The sequence below is a fragment of the Lysobacter sp. DMC104 genome (genome assembly GCF_056313665.1).
The window spans coordinates 87,662-100,816 of the sequence record NZ_JBQUZW010000001.1 but is presented as its reverse complement, the minus strand read 5'-3'; the positions used below and the strand labels follow the sequence as shown (position 1 = coordinate 100,816).

14 protein-coding genes and 1 tRNA gene are annotated in these 13,155 nt (G+C 70.1%); 12 read left to right on the top strand and 3 right to left on the bottom strand.

Annotated elements, in window-relative coordinates; all coding sequences use genetic code 11:
- Positions 1-30: 30 nt before the first annotated feature.
- The gene (truA, locus tag ACT53R_RS00455) at positions 31-825 is read left to right on the top strand and encodes a tRNA pseudouridine(38-40) synthase TruA (protein ID WP_476169867.1); all 795 of its coding nucleotides are present in this window, start codon (positions 31-33) and stop codon (positions 823-825) included.
- The gene (locus ACT53R_RS00450) at positions 818-1,480 is read left to right on the top strand and encodes a phosphoribosylanthranilate isomerase (RefSeq protein WP_476169866.1); all 663 of its coding nucleotides are present in this window, start codon (positions 818-820) and stop codon (positions 1,478-1,480) included. The genes truA and ACT53R_RS00450 overlap by 8 nt, the downstream gene beginning before the upstream one ends.
- Positions 1,481-1,499: 19 nt before the next feature.
- On the opposite strand, the gene ACT53R_RS00445 is transcribed toward ACT53R_RS00450, so the two are convergent.
- Entirely contained in the window at positions 1,500-2,393 is an 894-nt protein-coding gene (locus ACT53R_RS00445; RefSeq protein WP_476169865.1) for a LysR family transcriptional regulator, read from the bottom strand.
- Positions 2,394-2,528: 135 nt separating this feature from the next.
- Between ACT53R_RS00445 and trpB the strand changes: the two genes are divergently transcribed.
- The 5 genes from trpB to ACT53R_RS00420 all read left to right on the top strand — a co-directional run bounded on the left by trpB (position 2,529) and on the right by ACT53R_RS00420 (position 8,656).
- Positions 2,529-3,755, top strand: coding sequence for a tryptophan synthase subunit beta (gene trpB / locus ACT53R_RS00440; protein WP_476169864.1), 1,227 nt, complete (start codon positions 2,529-2,531; stop codon positions 3,753-3,755).
- 414 nt (positions 3,756-4,169) lie between these two features.
- Positions 4,170-4,973 carry a tryptophan synthase subunit alpha gene (gene trpA, locus ACT53R_RS00435; RefSeq protein WP_476169863.1) on the top strand — a complete coding sequence of 268 codons (804 nt, stop codon included), beginning with the start codon at positions 4,170-4,172 and terminating at the stop codon, positions 4,971-4,973.
- Between the two features lie 158 nt (positions 4,974-5,131).
- Complete coding sequence (accD, locus tag ACT53R_RS00430) at positions 5,132-6,019, top strand: acetyl-CoA carboxylase, carboxyltransferase subunit beta (RefSeq protein ID WP_476169862.1); 888 nt, start codon at positions 5,132-5,134, stop codon at positions 6,017-6,019.
- Positions 6,020-6,200: 181 nt separating this feature from the next.
- A complete protein-coding gene (glmM, locus tag ACT53R_RS00425) occupies positions 6,201-7,571 on the top strand; it encodes a phosphoglucosamine mutase (RefSeq protein WP_476169861.1) in 1,371 nt (456 codons plus the stop codon).
- Between the two features lie 143 nt (positions 7,572-7,714).
- Entirely contained in the window at positions 7,715-8,656 is a 942-nt protein-coding gene (locus ACT53R_RS00420; RefSeq protein ID WP_476169860.1) for an isopenicillin N synthase family dioxygenase, read from the top strand.
- 231 nt (positions 8,657-8,887) lie between these two features.
- On the opposite strand, the gene ACT53R_RS00415 is transcribed toward ACT53R_RS00420, so the two are convergent.
- Entirely contained in the window at positions 8,888-9,577 is a 690-nt protein-coding gene (locus tag ACT53R_RS00415; RefSeq protein ID WP_476169859.1) for a DUF6445 family protein, read from the bottom strand.
- A gap of 70 nt (positions 9,578-9,647) precedes the next feature.
- Positions 9,648-10,451, bottom strand: coding sequence for an SDR family NAD(P)-dependent oxidoreductase (locus tag ACT53R_RS00410; RefSeq protein ID WP_476169858.1), 804 nt, complete (start codon positions 10,449-10,451; stop codon positions 9,648-9,650).
- A gap of 113 nt (positions 10,452-10,564) precedes the next feature.
- On the opposite strand from ACT53R_RS00410, the gene tpiA reads away from it, so the two are divergent.
- The 5 genes from tpiA (at position 10,565) to ACT53R_RS00385 (ending at position 13,155) form a co-directional block, all read left to right on the top strand.
- Positions 10,565-11,323 carry a triose-phosphate isomerase gene (tpiA, locus tag ACT53R_RS00405; protein WP_476169857.1) on the top strand — a complete coding sequence of 253 codons (759 nt, stop codon included), beginning with the start codon at positions 10,565-10,567 and terminating at the stop codon, positions 11,321-11,323.
- Between the two features lie 73 nt (positions 11,324-11,396).
- Positions 11,397-11,843, top strand: coding sequence for a preprotein translocase subunit SecG (gene secG, locus ACT53R_RS00400; RefSeq protein ID WP_476169856.1), 447 nt, complete (start codon positions 11,397-11,399; stop codon positions 11,841-11,843).
- A gap of 185 nt (positions 11,844-12,028) precedes the next feature.
- Positions 12,029-12,113 (top strand) — tRNA-Leu (locus ACT53R_RS00395).
- Between the two features lie 98 nt (positions 12,114-12,211).
- Positions 12,212-12,568, top strand: a complete 357-nt coding sequence (locus ACT53R_RS00390) for an NADH-quinone oxidoreductase subunit A (protein WP_476169855.1) — start codon at positions 12,212-12,214, stop codon at positions 12,566-12,568.
- Positions 12,559-13,155, top strand: coding sequence for a NuoB/complex I 20 kDa subunit family protein (locus ACT53R_RS00385; protein WP_476169854.1), 597 nt, complete (start codon positions 12,559-12,561; stop codon positions 13,153-13,155). Before ACT53R_RS00390 ends, ACT53R_RS00385 begins: the two co-directional genes overlap by 10 nt.

Genomic DNA, 13,155 nt, shown 5'->3' with positions numbered 1-13,155 from the left:
GCGCCCGCAAGCATCCAGCCACTGACGCCCATGACGCGTTACGCCCTCGGCGTCGAATACGACGGCAGCGATTTCCACGGCTGGCAGCGCCTGACCGCCCACGGCGAGGCCGCTGGCCCGCCGACCCTGCAATCGACGCTGGAAGCCGCGCTGGCCAGCGTCGCCGATCTTCCGGTCGAGACGATCTGCGCTGGCCGCACCGACGCCGGCGTGCATGCCGAATGCCAGGTGGTGCATTTCGATTCCGACGCCCGCCGCGACCCGCGTGCGTGGATGCTGGGCACGACCGCGCGCCTGCCGCCGTCGATGCGCATCCGCTGGTGCGCGCCGGTGGCGGACGACTTCAGCGCGCGTTTCTCGGCCCGCGCCCGCCGCTACCGCTACCGCCTGCTCAACCACCAGGTCCGCCCGGCGCTGGGCCGGCAGTGGCTGGCGTGGGAGCGTCGGCCGCTGGACGCCGAGGCCATGCATCGCGCCGCGCAGCAGTTGCTGGGCGAGCGCGACTTCTCGTCGTTCCGCACCGTGCACTGCCAGGCGCCGCACGCGCGCCGCGAGTTGCAGCGGCTGGACGTGACCCGCGACGGCGAGATCGTCACCTTCACCGTGCAGGCCAACGCGTTCCTGCACCACCAGGTCCGCAACATGGTCGGTTCGCTGCTGGAAGTCGGCGCCGGCGCGCGGCCGGAGCGCTGGATCGCCGACGTGCTGGAGGCCCGCGACCGCACCGTCGCCGGGCCGACCGCACCGGCCGCTGGACTGGTCTTCATCGGCCCGCGGTATCCGCGCATCTGGTCGCTGCCTGCCGAGGTCTCGTTCGATGCCTGACGCCTTCCGCTTCCCGCTGCGCACGCGGATGAAGTTCTGCGGCATGACCCGTGTCGAGGATGCGCTGGCCGCCGCCGCGCTGGGCGTCGACGCGATCGGCCTGATCTTCGCCGCGCGCAGCAAGCGCCGGGTCGACCCCGACGCCGCCGCCGCGATCCGCGCCGCGCTGCCGCCGCTGGTCGACGCGGTCGCGCTGTTCATGGACAACGACGCCGACGCGGTGCGCGCGATCATCGACGTCGTGCGCCCGAGCCTGCTGCAGTTCCACGGCGGCGAAGACGACGCGTTTTGCTCGGCCTTCGGGCTGCCGTACCTCAAGGCGGTCGCGATGGGCGGCGAGGGCGAGCGCGCCGAGACGCTGTGCGCGCGCTGGCCGCGGGCCGCGGCGTTCCTGTTCGACAGTCACGCCAAGGGCGAGGCCGGCGGCAGCGGCCGCACGTTCGACTGGGCGCGCGTGCCGGACGACTTCGCGCGGCCGTTCCTCGTCGCCGGCGGGCTGACGCCGGACAACGTCGCCGAGGCCGTGCGCGCCACCGGCTGCTGGGGCGTGGACGTGTCCAGCGGCATCGAGGGCGACGTGCCCGGCGTGAAGGATCGCGCCCGCATGCGCCGCTTCGCCGACGAAGTGCGGCGGGCCGACGCCGCCCGCGCCTGATCGACGCCCGATCGCGCCTTCAGACCGGCGCCAGCGCCGGCCGCAGCCACGCCGCCAACCGCGCGATCCGCGGATCCGCGTTGCGCTTCGCCGCGCACAGCACCCACTGCGCGTCGGTGTCGACGAAGCCCCACGGCGCGATCAGACGGCCGCTGGCGAGATCCTCGGCCGCCAGCGGCTCGGGCGCGATCGCGATGCCCAGCCCGGCCGCGGCGGCTTCCAGCAGGTAGTACAGCCGATCGAAGCGGGTGCCCATGCGCAGCGTCGCCGGGTCGATGTCGATCCGCGTTGCCCATTCCTGCCACGCCTGCGGTCGCGAGGTGGTGTGCAGCAGCGCGTGCGCCGCGATCGCCGTCGGCGCCGCGCCGCGCAGGGCCTCGGCGCCGGGCCACAGTGGGCTGACCACCGGGCCGATGCGTTCGGTCGCCAGCGCGTGCACCTGCCAGTCGCCCGGCCACGGCGGCGTGGCGATCATCAGCGCCGCGTCCAGCCCGGCGAGGCGGGCGTCGGGGCGGCTTTCATTGGCCGACAGGTGCAGCGGCAGGTCCGGGCATTCGCGTGCCAGCCGCTCCAGCCGCGGGATCATCCAGCGCGCGAGGATGCTGCCCGGGCAGCCCAGCACCAGCGGCGCGCGTTGCTCCGGCCCGCGGCAAAGGTCGGCCCAGGCGCGGCGCAGGGGATCGAGTGCGTCCGCCGCGGCGGCGTGCAGGCGACGGCCAGCCGGCGTGAGCGCCAACCCACGGCCCGCGCGGACGAACAGTGGCGCGCCCAGCGCCTCTTCGAGCTGGCGCAGCTGGCGGCTGACGGCGCCGTGGGTGACGTGTAGTTCCTCGGCGGCGCGGCTGACGCTGTCCAGCCGGGCGACGGCCTCGAAGGCGCGGAGGGCGTTCAGCGGGGGCAGGTCGCGGGCCATGACCTGTGAATTTTACTCACGGGTCGCGTTGATTTCATGCCTTATGTCGACCCGGAGGCTGCGTTAAAGTGAGGGATCGCCGGCCGCCGTGGCCGGCGCGCGACCTCCACGCGCGACTTCCCAGGCACTGCCGCCATGCTCGACACCAAGCTCCCCAACCCGACCGACTACAACGCCTTCCCGGATGCCGAAGGCCATTTCGACCGTTTCGGCGGTCGTTTCGTCGCCGAGACCCTGATCGGCCCGCTGCAGGAGCTGGCCGCCGCCTACGACCAGGCGCGGGTCGATCCCGCGTTCATCGCCGCCTTCGACAAGGACCTCAAGCACTACGTCGGCCGGCCCAGCCCGATCTACCACGCCGAGCGCCTCAGCGCGAAGGTCGGCGGCGCACAGATCCTGCTCAAGCGCGAGGACCTGAACCACACCGGCGCGCACAAGATCAACAACACCATCGGCCAGGCGCTGCTCGCCAGCCGCATGGGCAAGCCGCGGATCATCGCCGAGACCGGCGCCGGCCAGCACGGCGTCGCCAGCGCCACGGTCGCCGCGCGCCTCGGGCTGGAATGCGTGGTCTACATGGGCGCCACCGACATCGAGCGCCAGAAGATCAACGTCTACCGCATGAAGCTGCTCGGCGCGAAGGTGGTGCCGGTGACCAGCGGCTCGGCCACGCTCAAGGACGCGCTGAACGAAGCGATGCGCGACTGGGTGACGAACGTGCACGACACGTTCTACATCATCGGCACCGTCGCCGGCCCCGACCCGTACCCGCGCATGGTCCGCGACTTCAACGCCGTGGTCGGCCGCGAGGCGCGCGCGCAGATGCTGGCCGAATATGGCCGCCTGCCGGACGCGATCACCGCCTGCGTCGGCGGCGGCAGCAACGCGATCGGCATCTTCCATGCCTTCCTCAACGACGCCGATGTGCGCCTGGTCGGCGCCGAAGCGGCGGGCGAGGGCATCGCCAGCGGCCACCACGCCGCGTCGCTGGCCGCCGGCCGCCCCGGCGTGCTCCACGGCAACCGCACCTACGTGATCTGCGACGACGACGGCCAGATCATCGAAACGCACTCGATCTCGGCCGGCCTCGACTACCCGGGCGTCGGCCCCGAACACGCGTTCCTCAAGGAGCGCGGCCGCGCCGATTACGTCGGCATCACCGACGCCGAGGCGATGGAAGCGTTCCACCTGCTCGCCCGCACCGAAGGCATCCTGCCGGCGCTGGAATCCAGCCACGCCGTCGCCCAGGCGATGAAACTCGCCCGCGACCTGCCGAAGGACGCGCTGGTCCTGTGCAACCTCTCCGGTCGCGGCGACAAAGACGTGCACACCGTCGCCGCGCGGGAAGGGATCGTGTTCTGAGTTCGCACGGCAGTGCACCTCCGATCGTGATGACGTTGTTGCTTTTGCAGTTGCTTTTCCGCTCTTGATTCACCGGGGCCCCTGGTCGCGGCGGGTTTCGCGGATCAGGCCCGAAGGGTGTGCGGCAGGACGCCGCACATTTTTCGACAAGACAGGGATGTCTTGTCGAAAAACCCCGCGAAGCCTGCGAACCCGTCGCGCAGCGACGGGCGCGACCGACGGGGTGTGCTTTCTTTGGGTCACCCTTTCTTTGTACAAGCAAAGAAAGGTGACTCGCTCGCGGCAGCGAGCGAAACAAAGGGCCGAGGGGCAAGCGCTTGCCGACTTCCCTTCCACGCCGATGAACAGCAGGTCCCTCGCCTCCGGCTCGGGATGACATCCAGCAACACGCCTCCACTACATTCCGACATCCCCATGACCCGCATCGCCCCCCGCTTCGCCCAGCTCAAGTCCGCCGGCCGCAAGGCCCTCGTGCCCTTCATCACCGCCGGCGATCCGTCGAAGGAAGCGACCGTGCCGGTGATGCACGCGCTGGTCGCCGCCGGCGCTGACGTGATCGAACTCGGCGTGCCGTTCTCCGACCCGATGGCCGATGGGCCGACCATCCAGCGCAGCTCCGAACGCGCGCTGGCGCGGCATGCCGGGCTGACGTTCGTGCTCGACGCCGTGCGCGCGTTCCGCACGACCGACGCCGACACGCCGGTGGTGCTGATGGGCTACCTCAACCCTGTCGAGATCCGAGGCTACGCCCGCTTCGCCGCCGATGCGGCCGCGGCCGGCGTCGACGGCCTGCTGCTGGTCGACCTGCCGCCGGAAGAGGCCGACGACCTGCGCGCGGCGATGCGCGAACACGGCCTGTCGCTGATCCTGCTGGCGTCGCCGACCACGCCCGACGCCCGCCTTGACCGCCTCTGCGCCGACGCCGAGGGCTACCTCTACTACGTCAGCTACGCCGGCGTGACCGGCGCCGATCGCCTCGATGCCGGCGATGCCGGCGCGCACCTGGCGACGATCCGCGCCCGTGCCGGCGTGCCGGTGGTGGCGGGGTTCGGCATCAAGGACGCCGCCAGCGCCGCGGCGATGGCGCGCTCGGCCGAAGGCGTGGTGGTCGGCAGCGCACTGGTCGCGGCCCTGGCCGAGGCCACCGACGTGGCCGATGCCGAGGCCCGGGCGCGGGTTTTCCTCGCGCCTTTGCGGGCGGCGCTCGACGCCGGCTGACCCGCCGCCGCTCGTCCGGCTCCGGGACGTCCTTTCGAATCAACGGCTTGCGTGGTGTCACGGGTGTCATCCCAGCTTCCGGGCGGCCTGCTAGACTGGCGGGCCGGTCGAGGAGCGACCGGGCTCCCGTCTCCATTACCGAAAAGGCCTTCGAACGCATGTCCTGGCTGAAGAAACTGATGCCCGCGAGCATCCGCACCGATACCAACGTCGCACGCAAGCGCAGTGTGCCCGAGGGGCTGTGGGAGAAGTGCGACGGTTGTGGCGTGGTGCTGTATCGCCAGGAGCTGGAGGACAACCTTGAAGTCTGTCCGAAGTGCGGTTTCCACGGCGCGATCCGCGCCCGCACGCGATTGAACGCCTTCCTCGACGCCGGCACCGGCGTGGAGATCGCGTCCGAACTCGGCCCGGTCGATGTCCTCAAGTTCAAGGACCAGAAGAAGTATTCCGATCGCATCAAGGCCGCGCAGAAGAACACCGGCGAACGCGACGCGCTGATCGCGCTGGAAGGCGCGCTGCGCGGCCGCCCGATGGTCGCGGCGGCGTTCGATTTCGCATTCATGGGCGGCTCGATGGGCTCGGTCGTCGGCGAACGCTTCGCCCGTGGCGTCGAGCGTGCGGTCGACCTGCACGCGCCGTTCGTGTGCTTCTCCGCCAGCGGCGGCGCGCGCATGCACGAGAGCCTGTTCTCGCTGATGCAGATGGCCAAGACCTCCGCGGCGCTGGGTCGCCTGCGCGCGAAGGGCCTGCCGTACATCTCGGTGATGACCAACCCCACCACCGGCGGCGTGTCCGCGTCGTTCGCGATGCTGGGCGACGTCAACATCGCCGAGCCCGGTGCGCTGATCGGCTTCGCCGGCCCGCGCGTGATCGAACAGACCGTGCGCCAGACGCTGCCCGAAGGCTTCCAGCGCCCCGAATTCCTGCTCGACCACGGTGTGCTCGACCAGATCTGCGATCGCCGCGAACTGCGCGAGCGCATCGCCCACCTCGTCGCGCTGCTGATGCGGCTGCCGGCGCCGGAGGACGAGGCGGCGGAGGCCTGAGGGCCACCCGCCTCGAACGCCTCGATCGCTGTCCCGATGCGCCGGTCTTCCCTGCGGACGCGCGCTTCCCGTCCCTGCCGTCGACGCTTCCCCGATCCCCGCCTGCTCGGGGATGACGGGATCTGAGCGCTTTTTCCGTATCGACGGCATCACGACCACACTTGCATTGGGGCGTTACTCGATGAGCAGAAAGTATTTCGGCACCGACGGCATCCGCGGACGCGTGGGCGAGGGCCCGATCTCCGCGGATTTCGTGCTGCGCCTGGGCAACGCCTACGGGCATGCACTGCGCGAGGCGGGCATGCGCCCGGACGCGCGCGAGGGCGGGCAGTGGCGCAAGCCGCTGGTGGTGATCGGCAAAGACACGCGCATTTCGAACTACATGTTCGAGGCGGCGCTGGAGGCCGGGCTGGTCGCGGCCGGCGTCGACGTGCAGCTGATGGGCCCGATGCCGACGCCCGCGGTCTCGCACCTCACGCGCTCGCTGGGCGCGGACGGCGGCATCGTCATCAGCGCGTCGCACAATCCGCACTACGACAACGGCATCAAGTTCTTCTCGGCCGAAGGCGAGAAGCTCGACGACGCCACCGAACTCGCGATCGAGGCCGCGCTCGACAAGCCTTTCTCCACGGTGCCGTCCGACCAGCTCGGCAAGGCCGTGCGCACGCGCGATGCGATCGGCCGTTACGTCGAGGCCTGCAAGGGGTCGGTGCCGCGGCGGTTCGACCTCGGCGGCATGCGCATCGTCGTCGACTGCGCGCACGGTGCGACCTACCAGGTCGGCCCGCTGGTGCTGCGCGAGATGGGCGCGCGGGTCGAGGCCATCGGCATCGACCCGAACGGCGTGAACATCAACGACGGCGTGGGTTCGACCCATCCCGAGGCGCTGGTCGAGCGCGTGCGCGCCACCGGCGCGGATCTCGGCATCGCCTTCGACGGCGACGGCGACCGCGTGCTGTTCGTCGACGGCACCGGTGCGGTGCGCGACGGCGACGACCTGCTGTACGTGCTCGCCACCGACTGGAAGGACGGCGGCCGCCTGCGCGGTCCGGTGGTCGGCACGCTGATGACGAACTACGGCCTTGAGCGTGCCTTCGCCGAACGTGGCATCGAGTTCCTGCGCACGAAGGTCGGCGACCGCTACGTGCACCAGGCGCTGCTGGAGCGCGACGGCATCCTCGGCGGCGAGACCTCCGGCCACCTGCTGTGCCTGGATCGGGTGAGTTCCGGCGACGGCATCGTCAGCGCGCTGCAGGTGCTGGAAGTGCTGCGCCGTCGCGGGCTGAGCCTAGAGCAACTGCTGGCCGGCTTCGGCAAGGTGCCGCAGAAGACGGTGAACGTGAAGGTCGCCGCCGGCAGCCGCCCGGCCGAGGCCGACAGCGTCAAGGCCGCGCTGGCCGAGGCGCAGGCGGCGGTGCAGGGCAGGGGGCGTGCGTTCCTGCGCCCCTCCGGCACCGAGCCGGTGGTGCGGGTGACGGTGGAGGCCGACGACGCCGGTTTGATGCAGGCCACCCTCGACCGCCTAGCCGACGCGGTCCGTGCCGCGGTTTGATCGCGGTCCTTGACCACGCTCAAACCGGCCCCGGCCGCGCTCGCGCAGACTCCCGGTCCGCGCCACCTGCCGGCAGACCGCCGACCGGGCGATAATCCGTCCCTTCAGACAAGCACGCACATTCCACAGGACGACACGACGTCATGAGCGACCAGCCCTACATCCCGACCCTCGACATCCGCCGCTTCGACACCGACCGCGACGCTTTCGTCGCCGAACTCGGCGCTGCCTACCGCGAGTGGGGCTTCGCGGGCATCCGCGGCCATGGCATCCCGCAGGACCTGATCGACGGCGCCTACGACGCCTTCCTGAAGTTCTTTGCCCTGCCCGAGGACGTGAAGAAGCAGTACCACATCCCCGGTGGCGGCGGCGCCCGCGGCTACACCCCGTTCGGCATCGAGACCGCCAAGGATTCCAAGCATTTCGATCTCAAGGAGTTCTGGCACGTCGGCCGCGAAGTGCGCGACGAGAAGTACGCCGGCGTGATGGCCCCGAACGTGTGGCCGACCGAAGTGCCCGAGTTCCGCGAACGCGCCCTGGCGCTGTATGGCGCGCTCGACGCGCTCGGCTCGCGCATGCTGTCCGCGCTGGCGCTCGGCCTGGGCCTGGGCGAAGGCTACTTCGCCGACAAGACCAACAACGGCAACTCGATCCTGCGCCCGATCCACTATCCGCCGATCACCGCCGACGATGTGCCGAACGTGCGTGCCGGCGCGCACGAGGACATCAACCTGATCACGCTGCTGGTCGGCGCCAGCGCCGAAGGCCTGCAGGTGCTGTCGCGCAAGGGCGAGTGGGTGCCGTACACCGCCGCTGCCGACACCATCGTGGTCAACATCGGCGACATGATGCAGCGCCTGACCAACCACGTGCTGCCGTCGACGACGCACCGCGTGGTCAATCCCCCGGGCGACAAGGCGCGCCAGCCTCGCTATTCCACGCCGTTCTTCCTGCACCCGAACCCGGACTTCGTGATCGACGTCCTGCCGAACTGCGTCAGCGCCGAGAACCCGAGCCGCTATCCGGAGCCGATCACCGCGCAGGGCTACCTCGAAGAGCGCCTGCGCGAGATCGGGTTGATGTAATCGTCCCGGCCACCGGGCGATGCAAAAGCGAAGGGCCGGCAGTGATGCCGGCCCTTTCGTTTGCTGTGTCGGCGACGGCTGCATCGACGACATCGTGCCGCCGTTTCCGTGTCATCCCGAGCGCATGCGAGGGATCTGCTTTCGACTTTCGGTCAGGCAGGGGAAAAGCAGATCCCTCGCATGCGCTCGGGATGACAGGTGAGGGCTTTCAGTCTTGTCGCGTCGCTGCGCTCAGCTCGCGAACCAGAAAAACACGGCCGCCATCCGCTTCGTTTCCAGCGTGTCGCCGCAGTAGGCGGTGGCACTGTGGATGAGGTTGCTGTGGTAGACCAGCATCGTGTTGTAGCGATACGGGAAGGCCACGTCCTCGACGAACGAATCCGGTGGGACGAAGCGCGTGCCCAGCGCTTCGACCAGATTGGCGTGCGGCGGCGGCGCGATGTTGCCGCCGCGCTGGCCCATCGGCAGGCGCTGCCGGTAGAACGCGGTGCCGCAGTGCGGCGGCACGTTCGGGTTGAGGTACAGCACCGCCGCGAACTTGCACAGCTTGCGCGAGTCGGTGTGCGGGCGCGGCTCGCATTCGTCGCGGCCGACCACCTGGATGCAGTTGTGGTTGAGCTTGGTGCGATCCTCGCCGGTCTCGCCGACCCACAGCTTCTTCGAGCCGGTGGCCTGCTTCACCTTGGCCTCGACGATCGCCAGTTCCTCCGGCTCCAGCCCGGGGATCACGCGCATGCCCGGCCAGCTTTCCGGCTTGAACGGGTAGCCCTCGATCCAGTCGGTGCGCTGCAGCGTGCGGGCGCGGACGGCGTCGGGGTCGGGCAGGACGTTCTCGATCAGCCAGTAGTCGCGGCCCGGCGTGGGCTTGCGGTAGGGCAGGATGGGCAGGCGGGGCGGCGAGGGCGGGAAGCGTGCGTTCATGGCCGGCGACTCTACCCGAACGCCGGTGCCCGGCGTTGACCGGGCTCAAGGCGCCGGCGCGGCCGCCGGCTCATTCGGCGTCGCGGAATTCCTTGCTGCGGCTCGCGACGAGCGCCCGCGCGACCGGGTCGGGCAGGTATTTCGACACCGCGGCGATCGCGCGGTTGGCGCCACCGGTGACCCGTCGCGTGCGTCCGGCTTCGACCGCATCGATGCCCTGGCGGGCGACGGTGTCGGCGTCCAGCCACAGCCAGCGCGGCAGTTTCGACACCCGCTCGCGCATGCCGTTGACGTCGTGGAATTCGCTGTAGGTGAAGCCGGGGCACAGCGCGCAGACGTTCACGCCGCGGTCCGCGACTTCCAGCGCCAGGCATTCGGAGAAGCGGATGACGAAGCTTTTCGCCGCGCCGTACAGCGTGTGCCCGGCCGAGGCCGGCACCAGTCCGGCCAGCGAGGCGACGTTGAGGATACGGCCGTGGCCGGCGGCTTCCATCGCCGGCAGGAAGCGGTGGCTCAATTCGCAGACCGAGGTCACCAGCACCTGCAGGAAATCGGCGTGGGTCTTCCAGTCGACCGACAGGTAGCGCCCCGGCACGCCGTAGCCGGCGTTGTTGACGAGGTGCGCCACGTGCAACCCGCGCGCCGCGATCTCGGCCTGCAGCGCGGCGGGCGCCGCCGGGTCGGCGAGATCGGCGGCCAGTGTCACCGCCTCGACCTTGCCGCGCAGCTCGGCGGCCAGTGCCTCCAGCCGGTCGGCGCGACGAGCGGTGAGGATCACCGGCACGCCGCGGCGCGCGTACTCGCGGGCGATCGCAGCGCCGATACCGCTGGAGGCGCCCGTGATCAGGGCGAAGCCCCGGGAATCGGCCTGCATGTGTCTGGGTCCATGGGGTGCGGCCGCACAGCTTAGCCGGCCCGCGGCGGGCGGTCTGCCGGTGTCGCGGGCCGCTTCGGCTATCCTGTCGCCCCCTTGTCCTGGAGTGCGTCATGCGTCGCAAGATCGTCGCCGGCAACTGGAAACTGCACGGGACCCGTGCCTTCGCGGCCGATCTGGTCGGCGCCATCGCCGCCGAAGTGGCTGGCCTCCATGGCGGGCCGGACGTGGTCGTGCTGCCGCCGCTGCCCTATCTGGGCGGCCTGATCGAGGCCTTCCCGCGCAGCGGCATCGAATTCGGCGCCCAGGACGTCAGCGCCAACGAGAAAGGTGCCTTCACCGGCGAGGTGTCGGCCGCGATGCTGGTCGACATCGGTGCCCGCTACGGGCTGGTCGGCCATTCCGAGCGTCGCCAGTACCACGGTGAAGGCGACGCGCTGGTCGCCCGCAAGTTCCAGGCCGCCAAGCACGCCGGGCTGGTGCCGATCCTGTGCGTCGGCGAATCGCTGCATGAGCGCGAGGCCGGCCAGACCGAATACCGGATCGAGACCCAGCTGTCGGCGATCTTCGAACTTTGCGGCCCGCAGGCGTTCCAAGGGGCGGTGGTCGCGTACGAACCGGTTTGGGCGATCGGCACCGGCAAGACCGCCACCCCGGCGCAGGCCCAGGCCGTCCACGCCTTCATTCGTGGCGAAGTCGCGGCCCGCGATGCTACAATCGCCGGCTCGCTGTCCATCCTGTACGGGGGCAGCTGCAAGCCGGACAACGCGGCCGAGCTGTTCGCGCAGCCGGACGTGGATGGTGGTCTGATCGGCGGCGCCTCGCTTGTGGCGGCCGACTTCCTCGCCATCGTCGCGGCCGCCCGGGCCTGATCGCCGCCTTGCGCGCCGGCCGCCCCGGACGGGACGTGCCGGCACGACGACCTTCCTGACGGGCGCTCAACCGATGATGCTGTTCCTCAATGTGATCTATGTGCTGGTCGCGATCTCGATGATCGCGCTCATCCTGCTCCAGCGTGGCGCCGGTGCGCAGGCCGGTTCCGGTTTCGGCGGCGGCGCTTCGTCCACGGTGTTCGGCGCGCGCGGCGCGTCCAGCTTCCTGTCGAAGACGACGCGCTGGCTGGCCATCGCCTTCTTCGGCATCAGCCTGTTCATGGCGTGGTACGCCTCGCATGGCGGCAAGGCCAAGCCGGCGTCGGAGCAGGATCTCGGTGTGGTCTCGACCGCCGCCGAACCCGCCAAGGCCCCGGCGCAACTGCCGACTGCACCCGCGCAGCCGGCCCCGGTGCCGACCGCGCCCGCGGTGCCCGCTGTGCAGACGGCGCCTGCCGCGCCCGCGCCGGCCACCTCTGCGCCGGCGCCCGCGCCTGCCGGGGAGAAGAAGGGCGGCTGACGTGATTCCGGGCGCGCATCGCCGCGCCCGATGACGTCGCGACGCATCGCAAGGCGGTCGTCGCGGCGGAGTTTCACCGGATCGGCGACATGTCGATTCGACGAAAGAAAAGGGTGCGTCTTTCCATCCGCATCCTTTACAATAGTCCGGCTTCGCGTCCCGCTCGGCGCGGAGCCGCGGAAATTGCCCAGGTGGCGGAATTGGTAGACGCACTACCTTGAGGTGGTAGCGACTTAGGTCGTGGGGGTTCGAGTCCCCCCTTGGGCACCACATCTTCGCGGCGGCACGCAGGCGCATCGTCCCCCTCCGGGGCGCGTCAGGCGGACGGGCGTTCCCCCTCGCAACACCCTCGCCGAGAGAACACACGCGTGCTGGCCGAATATCTGCCGACCCTGCTGTTTCTGATCGTTGCCGCCGTCATCGGCATCGCCCTCATCGTCATCGGCAACGTGCTGGGCCCCAGACGCCCGAGCACCGAGAAGCTGTCGCCCTACGAGTGCGGCTTCAACGCGTTCGAGGACGCGCGCATGCGGTTCGACGTGCGCTACTACCTCGTCGCCATCCTCTTCATCGTCTTCGACCTCGAAATCGCCTTCGTCTATCCGTGGGCGCTCACGTTCCGCGAACTGGGCAACTACGGCCTGGTCGAGATGGGCGTGTTCCTCGGGTTGCTGGTGATCGGTTTCGTCTACGTGTGGAAGAAGGGAGCACTGGAATGGGAGTGACCGGTTCCATCCAGAAGATCGCGGATTTCGCGAACAACCCGATTCCGGAAGGGCGGGTCGACGACATCCTGCGCCCGGAGAGCCTGCTCTCCACCGAAGGCAATCCGCTGCTGGAGCAGGGTTTCGTCACCACCAGCATGGACGTGCTCTGGAACTGGGCGCGCACCGGCTCGATGTGGCCGATGACGTTCGGTCTCGCCTGCTGCGCGGTGGAGATGATGCACGCCGGCGCCGCGCGCCTCGACCTGGACCGCTACGGCGTGGTGTTCCGCCCGTCGCCGCGCCAGTCGGACGTGATGATCGTCGCCGGCACGCTGGTCAACAAGATGGCCCCCGCGCTGCGCAAGGTCTACGACCAGATGCCCAACCCCAAGTGGGTGATCTCGATGGGCAGCTGCGCCAACGGCGGCGGCTACTACCACTATTCCTACTCGGTGGTGCGCGGCTGCGACCGCGTGGTGCCGGTCGACGTCTACGTGCCAGGCTGCCCGCCGACCGCCGAAGCGCTGGTCTACGGCATCCTCCAGTTGCAGAAGAAGATCCGCCGCGGCACCAACTTCGGCGATCAGAAGCAGGGCGTGTACTGA

Excerpts from the sequence above, each read along its gene's own strand:
- trpA (WP_476169863.1), top strand. The coding sequence starts at position 4,170 with ATGACCCGCATCGCCCCCCGCTTCGCCCAGCTCAAGTCCGCCGGCCGC.
- trpB (WP_476169864.1), top strand. The coding sequence starts at position 2,529 with ATGCTCGACACCAAGCTCCCCAACCCGACCGACTACAACGCCTTCCCG.
- ACT53R_RS00445 (WP_476169865.1), bottom strand. The coding sequence starts at position 2,393 with ATGGCCCGCGACCTGCCCCCGCTGAACGCCCTCCGCGCCTTCGAGGCC.
- secG (WP_476169856.1), top strand. The coding sequence starts at position 11,397 with ATGATGCTGTTCCTCAATGTGATCTATGTGCTGGTCGCGATCTCGATG.
- ACT53R_RS00450 (WP_476169866.1), top strand. The coding sequence starts at position 818 with ATGCCTGACGCCTTCCGCTTCCCGCTGCGCACGCGGATGAAGTTCTGC.
- ACT53R_RS00420 (WP_476169860.1), top strand. The coding sequence starts at position 7,715 with ATGAGCGACCAGCCCTACATCCCGACCCTCGACATCCGCCGCTTCGAC.
- tpiA (WP_476169857.1), top strand. The coding sequence starts at position 10,565 with ATGCGTCGCAAGATCGTCGCCGGCAACTGGAAACTGCACGGGACCCGT.
- ACT53R_RS00415 (WP_476169859.1), bottom strand. The coding sequence starts at position 9,577 with ATGAACGCACGCTTCCCGCCCTCGCCGCCCCGCCTGCCCATCCTGCCC.
- ACT53R_RS00385 (WP_476169854.1), top strand. The coding sequence starts at position 12,559 with ATGGGAGTGACCGGTTCCATCCAGAAGATCGCGGATTTCGCGAACAAC.
- ACT53R_RS00410 (WP_476169858.1), bottom strand. The coding sequence starts at position 10,451 with ATGCAGGCCGATTCCCGGGGCTTCGCCCTGATCACGGGCGCCTCCAGC.
- accD (WP_476169862.1), top strand. The coding sequence starts at position 5,132 with ATGTCCTGGCTGAAGAAACTGATGCCCGCGAGCATCCGCACCGATACC.
- glmM (WP_476169861.1), top strand. The coding sequence starts at position 6,201 with ATGAGCAGAAAGTATTTCGGCACCGACGGCATCCGCGGACGCGTGGGC.
- truA (WP_476169867.1), top strand. The coding sequence starts at position 31 with ATGACGCGTTACGCCCTCGGCGTCGAATACGACGGCAGCGATTTCCAC.